We start from the raw sequence: 11344 nt of genomic DNA, 5'->3' as shown, positions 1-11344 counted from the left end.
ACGAGTTGTCTGGTATCGCGGTTTCGAGCACTACAGTGTCATGTCGGTACGTGCCACCGGGCAAGCGCCGGGCCGGGCGGGGGCGGGGTGTCGCATCATCGCTCGACATACAGCCGCTCGCAGGGCAACCGGGGCAGCCGGTCAGTTTCGCCGCTCGCGACGACTACGGCGTCGGCGCAACGGCGGACATTCACGTCTTGCACGAACACCAGGGCCGCAGCCAAGCACGCCGCGTAATGCAGGTGATGACCACGTATCCGCACGATCAGGTGCACGTCGGGTTCGTCCGGCAGGGGTGAACTCATCACATGCTCCGACCGGGAACTATCGGTCGCCGGGCGCGGGAGACCATTGCTGCCGAGGGGTGGTGCGTTTCAGCTGACGGTTGCATCAGTGCCTTCCGTGAAAGGGGTTCGCCCTGGCGCGAATGCTGTTGGGAGGCGGGTGAATTCGGTGCGTCCGGGGAAAGGCTGGTGGGTGGGTTCGGTTGGGCACACCGATGCGGAGTCCCGTCCGCAGAGCCTTTCCCCCCTTTCGGGTGCCCCCGACGTCCGCGTGCTTCCCCTGTGCTGCAAAGGGGACCAAGGGGGCACGCGGGTGCGCCGGGGCGGTCTCGGGTGGTTCACGTGCTGTTGATGTGCTGGCCGATGATCGCGGGAATCAACAGGTCCAGAAGAGTCAGTTCTTCGGCGGCGGGAATGTTGTCGATGATCGGATCGAGCACCGGCGCGGCATACAAGCGACCGGTATGCGGTCCGGCGACAGTGCGGGCGCTGCTGATCAACGCATAGACCACCATCGCCATCACACGAACGCGACTGGCGTCGCTCATCCCGTCCCGCACCGCGTCCGCGGTAGCGGCCACCAGAGTGCCGATCACATCGATGAGGACGTCGATTTCGGCCTCGGCGCGCTCGGCGTCCTGGTCCCCGATCACCGGCCACCCTGCGGCGGCAGCCCGGGTGGTGCGGCGGACTGCGCGGCGAAAACGGGGTCGACCACCACAGGGATACCGCCCCACGGCCGACCCGCCGGACCACACCCGTAGGACCCTGCGGCGCTAGCGATGTCAGGCATACGCCCTCACCGCCCGGCGCTGCCGGGTGTGCTCGGCAGCGCATCCCCGGATCGCCGCGACCACCGCCCGCCCCGACGGCCGGTAGACATCGCGAGGCGGATGCACCCACGCCCGGAACAAACCCGGCCGCTGACCCGGACCAGGCAACGCGATCTCCCCCGCACAAAGGATCGACACACCCAACCGCGACATCTCCGCGAACAACCGAATATCCTCCGGCAGATCCGGCCCGGTCAGAAACGTCCACCGCTGCGAACGCGGATGCGTCATCACCGGCCCGACCTGCTCACCGGTGCGGTCCATCCACGACTTGACCTTCGAGCCGATGAACGCGGGCATCATCACCCCACACACCCGCCCCGCCCGCAGCGTGATACGCCCCAGATGCGGCGGGTGGACCTCGGCGGGCAGATCACACACGTACCGATAGAAGTGACACACCGACAACGGCGTGTGCCCAACCTGTTTCGGTGAATTCATACACGTCTCCCCTGGCAAGAACTATTCAGCGTTGTATCCCGTAGATGGAGGGCTGGTGGGACCCGGAACCGGGGCATCGGCCACCCGAGACGAGGCGCCATGCTCATGTCAGGTGCCCTCTCGCACTTGGAGTTGCGTTGGGCGAGAGGATTTCCCGGTTCCGTGTCCCTCTCAAAGGTTGCCGGGGGAAGATTCGGGGCGGAAGGTAAGAGATGCGCAGGTTTTACCAATCGATACCAGCGGAATCGAAGGGGGCACGGTGACTGGCGTGACGGTATGGACCGGTGCTGATGTGAAGGCTCTCCGGACTGCATGCAGGCTCACCCAGAACGATCTTGCGGACGCGCTGCGTTGCAGTCAGCGAACGGTCAGTTTCTGGGAGGGTCGCCCTTCCGCGCAAGTGGGTGTCGCCCATCAGGCAGCTCTGGACAGACTGCTGGCGGACGCGGACCATGGGGCACAAGATCGGTTCCGTAAGTTGATTGGAGACGACGTGGATCGGCGACAATTCTTTGCCGCAACAGGCGTAGCCGTGAGTGCATCTGCGCTGCGCGGTGATGATGTACCGATCGTGACCACGGATGCCATCGGTCATCTGCGCACGACAATCCACTCGGCGATGCTGTTGGACGATCAGCTGGGGTCGAACGCGGCACAGTCGATCATCGGGGCTCAGGCGCGAACCTGTACGGCACTGTTGCGTGACTGCCCGTCGAGACTTCGCCCGGAGCTTCAATCTCTCACCAGCGAAGCCACTGCAAGCAACGCGTGGGCAGCGTGGGACCAAGGCGAATACGAGAAATCCGATCGGCTTTTCGTGGCCGCGTACGACCATGCGACGGATGCGGGTGATCACGATGTGGCAGTTGGGATGCTATGCCACCGAACGCAGCTCGCGATCTGGACGCATCGGTACCAGGTGGCGGCCGACTTGGCCGATGCGACGATGAGGCTGCCAGTAGCCGATCCGAGGATGGCCGATTACGTGCTTTTGCAATCCGCCCAGGCGTACGCGTACGCAGGGCGGACACGGGAGGCGTGGCCGCTTTTGGATCGAATCTCGGGAAAGCACGCCAGCCCGACAACACCCGATGTCTCGTACGCCTACTACATGAGCGATTGGCTCACCGGTCTACTGACGAGCAAGAGTCTGGAAATGGCAGGCGAAACGCGCGCGGCGGTCGAGACGATCGAAGCATCGATAGATCACATCCCCGAAACCGACGTACGCGACCGTGCGCTTGCTCTGCTCCACCTGGCAAAACTGACCGCCCGGGAGGACCTCGACCGGGCATGCCGTGCGGCGGAACGTGCTGTCGAACTGGCGAAGATCAATACGTCGCCACGCCTGCGAGAGGTCTACCGCAACACACGCGCCGCCCTCGCGCCGTGGGCACGATCGAGTGCGGTGCGGAGATTGGACTCGGTAGCGGCTGACGTTTTGTAGCGGTAGATCGCACTGCGGACATTAGGCTTGCGCATCCGCTATCGCGAACCTCGTTTCCCGGCGCACGGATTCGATGATCCCTTCCCGGATGGGCCGCCAGCGCAGGCCCAACTCGTCCAACGTGCGGGAGTCGTCGGTCGGTGTGGCAGTGGTCAGCAACCACGCGGCCTCGTAGCTGAGGCCCGCGCTGAACGGGAGGAAGCGGGCGGCGGCGTCGGTGAGCCGTCCGAGTCCGAGGAGCGCGGCCTTCGGCACCGGTATCCGGCGGATGCGCTGTCCGGCAGCGCTTTCCAAGATGTCCACGATCTCGTCGAAGGCCATCAGATGACCGCCGCAGAGATAGCGCCTCGGGCCGAGACCGGGGCGCATGACGGCGGCGTGCACGGCGGCCACGTCCCGGACGTCGATCATCTGCATCCCGCCCTGGATTCGCGGGGCGACGCGGGCACGCAGGATGGCGCCCCAGCCGTCGGAGGTGATGCCGGCCTGCGTCCCGAGACCGGGCCCGACGACGCTGGAGGGATAGGTGATCACGACCGGAGCGCCGGTGGCCTGCAACGCCCGCGCGATCCGGTCGGCGGCGGACTTGGTGCGGCCGTAGGCACTTCGCCCCGGCGCGGTCGGACTGTCCGGCGTGATCACCGGGTCGGGACTGGGAAACAGCGCGCTGTAGCTGGCCACGTGCACGATCGGGTCGAGGCCGAGCGCCGTCGCCCGGGCGAGCACGGTCGCCGTGGCATCCGCGTTGACTTCCCACATCAACTGCTCGCGACGGTTGTCGGTGCCGACGACGCCCGCCGCGTGCAAGACGGCGTCGCATCCGACGAGCAATTTCTCCACCGTCTGCGGGTCCCTGATGTCGCCCGGCAGCACCGAGAGCGCCTCGGGCGTGGTGTCGAACATGCCGACGACCTCCGCGACGGACTCGCTCGGATGAACGAGCAGAACGACTTGATGCCCGTCCCGCAGCAGCGCGGAGACGGTGTGCGCGCCGAGATAGCCGGTGCCGCCGGTGACCGCGATTCGCATATCGGCTACCTCTAGCCCCTTCGGGTCGGCGGCGTCCATGCGGCCGCCGCCGCGCCGGTCTCAGCCGGTATGTGTCCACCCATTTCGATCCTTCGTCAGCATGGTTCCGCCGTCCGATCCACCGCCCACGCCCGCCACACACGCGAGAATGGCCGCACATCGGAAGCATCGGCACAAATTCGATGCCACTGGCATCGTAATGGAAGTCAGGGAGCGGCATGGGCGAAACGGCGCAGGACCCGCCTTCGGCGACCAGGAGCGCGGGCAGGCCCCGGGACGAGTCGGTGGAACAGCGGGTGCTGGCGGCCGTCCGGGAGATGCTGGTCGAAGTGGGATGGGACGAGTTGAGCGTGCGGGCGGTGGCGGCGCGCGCGGGAGTCGGGCGGGCGTCGATCGCTCGGCGCTGGCAGTCGAAAGCCGAATTGGTGCTGCACGCCGTGCTCGGTGAGACGCCGGATCTGGGCCCGTTCGAGGGCGCCGACCGGCAGGGGTGGATCGAGTGGGTGCTGCGCGGCAGCCGGGAACTGTTCGCGCGCGACGACGTTCGCGCCGCCGTCCCCGGGCTGTTGACCGCACTCGACCGCGACCGGCAATTGCGTGACCGGCTGTGGGCGGGGTTCAGCACCCCGGCGGCCGCGCTGTTCGCCGCGGGCGACACCGAATCGCGTGCGCGGTCCGAGCTGGACGCCAGGGCCGTCATCGCCCTGGCCGCCGGTGCGGCGCTGTTCCTGGAATTCGTCGCCGACGGTGACGACACCGCGCGAATCCACCGGCGCATCGGCGAACTGCTGCACCGCGCCGTGCCGGAGCGCTGAGCCGCCCGATTCCGGTTGGCGTCGCGTTCGCGCCGCTCAGTACAGTGGGCCGGTGATTCGCACCGCCGCGCTGGCCCACGTCCGGGATCGCCGCCTGCTGCAGGCGCGCTCGGTGGGCAAGGACGTCTTCTACATGGCAGGTGGCAAGATCGACCCCGGTGAGACACCCGAGGCGGCGCTGCACCGCGAGGTGCGCGAAGAACTCGGCGTCGGCGTCGTCGCCTACGACGAACTGGGGGTGTTCCAGGCCGAGGCATACGGGCACTCCCCCGGCACCCGGTTGCACATGACCTGCTTCACCGCGGAACTCGACGGCGAGCCGCGCCCCACCAGCGAGATCGCCGAGTTGCGCTACTTCACCGTGAGCGAGTACGCCGCCATGGACCACGTGGCCCCCGGCTCGATGCTGGTCTTCCGCAGACTGCACGAACTCGGCGCGGTCGACTGGTAGGCGGCGTGCGCTAAGGTTCGAACCCGTGTCCAAGCTGAGGCGGCGAGTGGTCGAAGCCGCGGAAGCGGCGCTGGTACAACGCAAATACGTGTCGGCTGTCGATGTGTTCACCGTGCTGGGCTGGGTGCGGTCGGGTCAGGTCGATCGCTGGCGGCAGGGGCAGGTGCGGTCGCTGGAGCAGCTCACGGCGGTCGACGGGCGGCGAATGCGGGAGGCGGCGGATCTCCTGGGCGAGTGGGCCCGCGAACACGGGCTCAGCGCGAGCACCGCGGCATATCTGTCGGGCGGACGCGATCGCGAGGCGCTGCGGTTCGTCGACCACGGCGAAGACGCGGTGTTCCGGGTGCACTGGCTCTCGGCGGACCTCAGCCCGGCGCGGCGCGAGCAGGTCGTCCGACGCCAGAACCGTGCCCCTGATCTCACCGTGGTCGAGGCCGCGGAGCCGTGGACGTGCGCCGAATGCGCCGAGACCGGCCCGTATCTGATCACCTCCGCGGCCGGGCCTTTGTGTCTTACCTGCTCGGACCTCGACCATCTGGAGTTCCTGCCCGCCGGGAACGCGGCGCTGAGCCGGCGAGCCAAGAAGGAGAGCACCCTCGCCGCCGTGGTGGTCCGCTTCAACCGGCGGCGCAAGCGCTACGAACGACTGGGCATCCTCGTGGAAGAGGCCGCCCTCGCCCGCGCGGAAGAGCAGTGCCTCGCCGACGAGGAGATCCGTTCCCGCCGCCGCGACCGCGACCGCGTCCGCCGCGCCGCCGAGGACGACGAATACCGCGCCCGCATGTCCGCCGAGATCCGGCGACTGTTCCCCGGCTGCCCCGCCGACCGCGCCACCGAGATCGCCGAACACGCCGCCGCCCGCGGCAGCGGCCGCGTAGGCCGCACCGCCGCCGCCAAACTCCTGTCCCCCGAAGCCCTCACCCTCGCCGTCGTAGCCTCCATCCGCCACCGCGACACCGACTACGACAACCTGCTCATGACCGGCGTCCCCCGTTCGGAGGCCAGAGCCCGCATCCGGCCCACCGTCGACGAGGTCCTCGAAACCTGGCGCGACGGAAGACGTTGCAATATCGTTGCCGTTTCCGAGTCGCCGTGATCAAGTCATCCTTTCGCCCCGTCTCCCGCCGCCGCGGGCGAGCGACGGGCGTGCTCGGCCACCCAGACGCCGACGCCGATCGCTCCGGCGACCGGCCACGACACCAATCCGGTGACCGCCGCCGCTCCGAGGCCGCCGAAATAGAGCAGCGATTCACGGTCCGGTACCCGGTCGCGCACCGCGGTCGTCGCCGAGGAGACTCCGGTGGCCACGGTGCGCGGCCCCGGTAGCAGCGGCACTCGCGCCATCCGCAGCCCGAGCGTCGGAACCGGGACGCGCAACCCGCCGCGCTCGGTGGTCGCGGCGTCGGACCCGGTCGGCGTTCCGGTCTCGGTGGACGGCGCGGAACGTGCCGTCTCCGGTGCTTCGGAACCGGACTGGCGGACCTTCTCGGTGGCTGTCTTGGACATGACCGCTCCTTCCTCGCCCTGCGCCTCGTCGCTGTGTATGTGATCCAGCCAAGTCGTGCTCGCCCCGCACCGCAACCCCTGGTAGGCATGCTTTTCATCGCGAAGTGACAAACGAACGGGACCCGGGTCCCCGGGGCGGGTGTGCGGACTCCGCTTCGGACGAAGAGATGCGCGGGTTGGTTGCTGGTCATCACGATACCTTGCCAGACCGCAACGAAAACCCTCATTTTTATGCTCGCAAAGGGTTTTTCACGCATTCCTCACTCACCTCGGCGTGTTGCTGATAGTTTGCCGACGAGGCACTTTGAGGCAGACCACCGTTCGGCGAATGCGGCGAACTACCCCTGGAGGTCAAGGTCGTGACTCGTCCGTTTCTTCGATTCCTCGGCAGAAAAAGCATCGGTTCCGTCCGCACCATCGGCGCGTGCGGCGGAATGGCACTCACTCTCCTGATCGGGACGGCGGCAACCGCGGAACCGCTGTATCCATATCCCGACCCGGACCCGTTCTACGCCGCCCCGGCGGATGTGGGCGCGCACCAGCCCGGTGACGTGCTCGACATGCGGGCGCTGCCGCCGCTCGCGCTCTTCCCCGGCACCACCGTGCGGCTAGTCGAGTTCCGATCCACGAACTCGCATGGCGCGCCGATCTCGGCGACGACGACGATCCTCACCCCGCTGGGCCATCGTCCCGACATGCCGCTGCTGTCGTATCAGCACTTCATCAACTCGCTCGGCACGCACTGCGCGGTATCCCACCTGCTCTACACCAACGATGTGAACCTGTCGGCCTCGACGGGGATGTTGAACGTTCTGCTGGCGCAGGGCTGGAGCATCGCGCTGCCGGATCATCTCGGTCCGCAGTTCGCGCTCGGCGCCGGACGTCTGGGCGGCCAGATCACGCTGGACGGAATCCGCGCGGCGAAGCGGGTGCCCGAACTCGGCCTGCAGAACAGCCCGGTCGCGCTGACCGGTTACTCCGGCGGTGGCCTCGCCACGGCATGGGCGGCCGCGCTGCAACCGACCTACGCGCCGGAACTGCGGCTCGCGGGCGCGGCCATCGGCGGCGCTCCGATGAACCTGGTGACGATGGCGAAGGCGCTGGGATTCGAACCGCATCCGGCGTTCGGCCTGGCCATGGCGACGGCGATCGGGCTGGAACGGGAATACCCGGACCGCGTGCCGACCAGCCAGTCGCTCAACGAGCGCGGCCTCGCGCTGCGCGACGAGATGGCCAACAGCTGCACCAATGAAATCCTCGCCGCGGGCATGAACGGCAACGCGCGCGACTACGTGACCTCCGCGTCGGTCTTCGACACCACGCCCGGCGCGTGGTCGGTGGTCGAGGAGAACAGTGTGGAGCTCTACCCGAGCGCACCGCAAACACCGATCTTCGAATGGCATTCGCCGAGCGATCCGCTGATTCCGATCGATGCCATCGACAACACCAACCGCCATTGGTGTTCGGCCGGGGTGCCCGTGCAGACGCTGCGCGTGCCCGACGCGGAGCACCTGACCGCGGCGGTCCTCGGCGCGCCGTCGGTGCTGCCGTGGCTGCAAGGCCGGGTTCGCGGCGAGCCTGCGCCGAGCACCTGCTGACGCGGTCCGGCCACCCCATCGCTACCTCCTGCGGCGGTGATCGCGGGTGGCCGGGCCAGGGGCGCGAGCCGGGCCCGATCCGGATTGCGCGGAGATTCCCTGGGTAGACCGCAGATACAGGAGGTGATGACATGCCGAAGGCTTGGACCGACAAGCAGGAACGCCAGTACGAGCACATCAAGGATTCGGCGAAGTCCCGGGGCGCGAGCACCGGACGCGCGAAGGAGATGGCCGCGCGCACGGTCAACAAGAACCGTGCGCAGTCCGGGCAGTCCAAGACCGCGAGCAAGACGTCGACCGACGACAAGTCCCCGCAGCAGCGCGGCGGGCAGCGTTCGCACAGCGGCGCCCAAGGACCGACGCGGGACCAGCTGTACAACGAGGCCAAGAAGCGCAATGTGGAAGGCCGCTCGAAGATGACGAAGAAGGAGCTGGCGCACGCGCTCGGACGGGACTGAGCGCCGCGCGGCTCGGCGACGAAGAAGCGAAAGGAGTGGAGATGACCAAGCAGCAGGAAGAAACGGGCACCATCACCGGCACCAGGGACAAGGACTACAACCTGATCTGGTTCGTCGAGGCGTCCCTCGAGAACGCACTGCGTCTGGACACGTTCATCCAGGACGCCGAACGTGCCGGGGACACCGAGCTGGTGGAGTTCTTCCGCAAGGCGCAGGCCGACAGCCGCAAGGGCGGCCGGATGGGTAAGGAACTCCTGGCCAACCGTCTCGCGCAATCGAATATGTGACGTTTCGGACAAGCGTGCGGACCGGAGCCGAGCCGGCTCCGGTCCGCCGCGCTGTGCGCCGGTTCCGGGCAGCCGAGCCCGGAGAAATCCTGTACCCGGTGTCGTCGCCGATATCCTGGGTAAATCGCTCTCGAACCTCGTCGCCGAGCCAAGGAGCGGATATGCGCGTCGTTGTGGTCGGTGCCACCGGAAACGTCGGAACGAGCGTGCTGGAGACACTGTCGGCCGAAGCGGGAGTCAGTTCGATCGTGGGGATCGCGCGGCGCGTGCCGGGCAAACCTCGCGCGGGCGTGGAGTGGGTACGCGCGGATGTGCGTATCGACGACCTGGAATCCCATTTCCACGGAGCCGACGTGGTCGTGCACCTGGCATGGCTGTTCCAGCCCACCCATCAACCCATGGTCACCTGGCGCGCGAACGTCGGCGGCACCGAACGGGTGCTGCGCGCCGTCGCCGCGGCCCAGGTCCCGGCGTTGGTCTACGCCTCGTCGGTCGGGGCCTACTCCCCGTGCCAGAGCGACGAGCCGGTGCCGGAGAGCTGGCCGACCGATGGCTGGCCGCCCGCCGCGTACATGCGGGAGAAGGCCTACGTCGAGAGACTGCTGGATCGGTTCGAGGCCGAGAATCCGGACCGCCGCGTGGTTCGCATGCGCCCGGCGTTCATCTTCCGCAGGCACACCGCCAGTCAGCAGCGGCGTCTGTTCGCCGGTCCACTGCTGCCGAATCGCCTGATCCGGCCCGGCCTCCCGCCGATCCTGCCGATCCCGCGCGGTCTGCGGTTCCAGGCGGTGCACAGCGCCGACGTCGGCCGGGCGTACGCGCTCGCCATCGCGACCGACGCCCGCGGACCGTTCAATCTGGCCGCCGAGCCGGTGATCGATCGCTCCCGGTTGGCCGAGGTCTTCGATGCCAGGGTCGTGTCGGTGCCGCCCGCGCTGGCGCGCGCCGCACTCGCGATGGGCTGGCATGCTCACACGCTGCCCGCCACGCCGGACCTGTTGGACGGAGTGCTGCATCTGCCGATCATGGACACCGGCCGCGCGCGGGCCGAGCTGGGCTGGACGCCGCGGTACACCGCCGTCGACGCCCTGCGCCACCTGCTCTCCGGGTTGCGGGCGGGCGCGGGGGAAGACACCCCACCGCTGGCGCCCGACGCCGGCGGGCCCTGGCGCTGGAAGGAGTTCGCCTCCGGAGTCGGTAGCCGGGAAGTCGGCGTCGGCTGACCCTTCGGCCTGGCGCGGCGCGACCGATGGCCACGGAGCCGACGATCCGTGCCAGGGCGAACCGAAGGGACCGTCCATCAATCATGAACGGCCCCTTCGGATTGGCGCGTCGTCAGACGTAGGTGAAGAAGACGCCGGTGGCGATGCCACCCGGACCGGTGACGGTGACCGGCACCGGCCCCAGCCCCACCGGGGTGATCGCGGTGATCTGCGTATCGGAATTCACCGTGAACGACACCGCGGGGAGGAAACCGAAGAACACGCCGGTGGCGCCGGTGAACCCGCTGCCGGAGATCGTGACCGCGGTGCCGCCGGTCACCGGGCCCGTATTCGGTGTGACCGATACCAGCGTGGGCACGGACACATACCGGAACGGAACGCCCGGACTCGTCCCGGCCGAATTGGTGACGGTGACCGGAACGGTGCCCGTTCCCGGCGGAGCGATGGCGATGATCAGCGTGCTGGAAATCGCGACGAAGAACGTCGCCGGTGTGGCGCCGAAGTTGACGGAAGTAACTCCGGTGAAACCGCTACCGACGATCGAAACCAACGTTCCACCGCTCGCGGGCCCGAAATTCGGGATTATCGCGGCCACCACGGGAGCGGGCACCACATAGGTGTAGGGAACACCATTACTCGTGCCGTCCGCGTTGGCGACGGTGACCTGTACCGTGCCGGTTCCGGGTGGAGCGATCGCGGTGATCTGAGTGGTGGAATCCAGTGTGAAAGTCGTCGCCGTGGTGCCGAACCGCACGGTGGTCGGCTGCGACGTGAATCCTGTTCCGGTGATGACCACGCTATTTCCTCCCGAAGCCGGGCCCGTGGTCGGAGATACAGAAGTTACAGTAGGCATGGCTCTGCCCCCTTGTCGGTATTGATTCCCTGTACCGGGGGGTGCTCGACCTTCGGGAAGCCCGGCTGTAACCATTAACGCTCCGGAAGCATTGCGCGGCAATATGAATCGCGATCCGT

The 11344-nt window shown here is 67.9% G+C and carries 14 protein-coding genes; 8 read left to right on the top strand and 6 right to left on the bottom strand.

What is annotated here, in order from left to right:
* Positions 1–95 precede the first annotated feature (95 nt).
* The 3 genes from NB3_RS29060 to NB3_RS29050 all read right to left on the bottom strand — a co-directional run bounded on the left by NB3_RS29060 (position 96) and on the right by NB3_RS29050 (position 1558).
* Entirely contained in the window at positions 96–305 is a 210-nt protein-coding gene (locus tag NB3_RS29060) for a hypothetical protein (RefSeq protein WP_067809670.1), read from the bottom strand.
* A gap of 317 nt (positions 306–622) precedes the next feature.
* Complete coding sequence (locus NB3_RS29055; protein ID WP_067809668.1) at positions 623–937, bottom strand: hypothetical protein; 315 nt, start codon at positions 935–937, stop codon at positions 623–625.
* A 132-nt stretch (positions 938–1069) separates the two neighbouring features.
* On the bottom strand, positions 1070–1558 hold the full coding sequence (locus NB3_RS29050) for a Clp protease/crotonase-like domain-containing protein (RefSeq protein ID WP_067809666.1): 489 nt from the start codon (positions 1556–1558) through the stop codon (positions 1070–1072).
* A 268-nt stretch (positions 1559–1826) separates the two neighbouring features.
* Here NB3_RS29050 and NB3_RS29045 point away from each other — a divergent pair, with 268 nt between their 5' ends.
* Complete coding sequence (locus NB3_RS29045; protein WP_157112070.1) at positions 1827–3005, top strand: helix-turn-helix transcriptional regulator; 1179 nt, start codon at positions 1827–1829, stop codon at positions 3003–3005.
* A gap of 21 nt (positions 3006–3026) precedes the next feature.
* On the opposite strand, the gene NB3_RS29040 is transcribed toward NB3_RS29045, so the two are convergent.
* On the bottom strand, positions 3027–4034 hold the full coding sequence (locus tag NB3_RS29040) for an NAD-dependent epimerase/dehydratase family protein (protein WP_067809663.1): 1008 nt from the start codon (positions 4032–4034) through the stop codon (positions 3027–3029).
* Positions 4035–4252: 218 nt separating this feature from the next.
* Between NB3_RS29040 and NB3_RS29035 the strand changes: the two genes are divergently transcribed.
* From NB3_RS29035 to NB3_RS29025, 3 genes are read left to right on the top strand one after another with little or no spacing between them, the layout of a single operon-like run.
* Positions 4253–4849, top strand: coding sequence for a TetR/AcrR family transcriptional regulator (locus tag NB3_RS29035; protein WP_067809661.1), 597 nt, complete (start codon positions 4253–4255; stop codon positions 4847–4849).
* A 52-nt stretch (positions 4850–4901) separates the two neighbouring features.
* Positions 4902–5300 (top strand): NUDIX hydrolase, encoded by a 399-nt coding sequence (locus NB3_RS29030; protein ID WP_067809659.1) that lies wholly within the window; start codon positions 4902–4904, stop codon positions 5298–5300.
* Positions 5301–5325: 25 nt separating this feature from the next.
* On the top strand, positions 5326–6396 hold the full coding sequence (locus tag NB3_RS29025) for a DUF2293 domain-containing protein (protein WP_244892132.1): 1071 nt from the start codon (positions 5326–5328) through the stop codon (positions 6394–6396).
* Between the two features lie 5 nt (positions 6397–6401).
* Here NB3_RS29025 and NB3_RS29020 read toward each other — a convergent pair whose 3' ends face one another.
* Positions 6402–6806 (bottom strand): hypothetical protein, encoded by a 405-nt coding sequence (locus tag NB3_RS29020; RefSeq protein WP_067809658.1) that lies wholly within the window; start codon positions 6804–6806, stop codon positions 6402–6404.
* Positions 6807–7240: 434 nt separating this feature from the next.
* Between NB3_RS29020 and NB3_RS29015 the strand changes: the two genes are divergently transcribed.
* From NB3_RS29015 to NB3_RS29000, 4 genes are all read left to right on the top strand, one after another.
* Complete coding sequence (locus tag NB3_RS29015) at positions 7241–8404, top strand: lipase family protein (protein WP_067809657.1); 1164 nt, start codon at positions 7241–7243, stop codon at positions 8402–8404.
* A 131-nt stretch (positions 8405–8535) separates the two neighbouring features.
* Positions 8536–8862: a plasmid stabilization protein gene (locus NB3_RS29010; RefSeq protein WP_067809656.1), complete on the top strand. Its 327-nt coding sequence runs from the start codon at positions 8536–8538 to the stop codon at positions 8860–8862.
* A 41-nt stretch (positions 8863–8903) separates the two neighbouring features.
* A complete protein-coding gene (locus tag NB3_RS29005; RefSeq protein WP_067809689.1) occupies positions 8904–9149 on the top strand; it encodes a hypothetical protein in 246 nt (81 codons plus the stop codon).
* 161 nt (positions 9150–9310) lie between these two features.
* The gene (locus NB3_RS29000; RefSeq protein WP_067809655.1) at positions 9311–10372 is read left to right on the top strand and encodes an NAD-dependent epimerase/dehydratase family protein; all 1062 of its coding nucleotides are present in this window, start codon (positions 9311–9313) and stop codon (positions 10370–10372) included.
* Positions 10373–10484: 112 nt separating this feature from the next.
* Here NB3_RS29000 and NB3_RS28995 read toward each other — a convergent pair whose 3' ends face one another.
* Entirely contained in the window at positions 10485–11225 is a 741-nt protein-coding gene (locus NB3_RS28995; protein ID WP_218020656.1) for an IPT/TIG domain-containing protein, read from the bottom strand.
* Positions 11226–11344 lie beyond the last annotated feature (119 nt).

This window comes from Nocardia beijingensis NBRC 16342 (genome assembly GCF_001612785.1).
Lineage (GTDB): Bacteria > Actinomycetota > Actinomycetes > Mycobacteriales > Mycobacteriaceae > Nocardia > Nocardia beijingensis.
Note: the sequence above shows the minus strand (reverse complement) of the source record. Positions and strands in the feature narration are given on the sequence as shown.

What these genes read in the sequence shown, in the direction of transcription:
- NB3_RS29000 (WP_067809655.1), top strand. Translation starts at nt 9,311, where the DNA reads ATGCGCGTCGTTGTGGTCGGTGCCACCGGAAACGTCGGAACGAGCGTG.
- NB3_RS29005 (WP_067809689.1), top strand. Translation starts at nt 8,904, where the DNA reads ATGACCAAGCAGCAGGAAGAAACGGGCACCATCACCGGCACCAGGGAC.
- NB3_RS29020 (WP_067809658.1), bottom strand. Translation starts at nt 6,806, where the DNA reads ATGTCCAAGACAGCCACCGAGAAGGTCCGCCAGTCCGGTTCCGAAGCA.
- NB3_RS29060 (WP_067809670.1), bottom strand. Translation starts at nt 305, where the DNA reads ATGAGTTCACCCCTGCCGGACGAACCCGACGTGCACCTGATCGTGCGG.
- NB3_RS29050 (WP_067809666.1), bottom strand. Translation starts at nt 1,558, where the DNA reads ATGAATTCACCGAAACAGGTTGGGCACACGCCGTTGTCGGTGTGTCAC.
- NB3_RS29010 (WP_067809656.1), top strand. Translation starts at nt 8,536, where the DNA reads ATGCCGAAGGCTTGGACCGACAAGCAGGAACGCCAGTACGAGCACATC.
- NB3_RS28995 (WP_218020656.1), bottom strand. Translation starts at nt 11,225, where the DNA reads ATGCCTACTGTAACTTCTGTATCTCCGACCACGGGCCCGGCTTCGGGA.
- NB3_RS29015 (WP_067809657.1), top strand. Translation starts at nt 7,241, where the DNA reads ATGGCACTCACTCTCCTGATCGGGACGGCGGCAACCGCGGAACCGCTG.
- NB3_RS29035 (WP_067809661.1), top strand. Translation starts at nt 4,253, where the DNA reads ATGGGCGAAACGGCGCAGGACCCGCCTTCGGCGACCAGGAGCGCGGGC.
- NB3_RS29040 (WP_067809663.1), bottom strand. Translation starts at nt 4,034, where the DNA reads ATGCGAATCGCGGTCACCGGCGGCACCGGCTATCTCGGCGCGCACACC.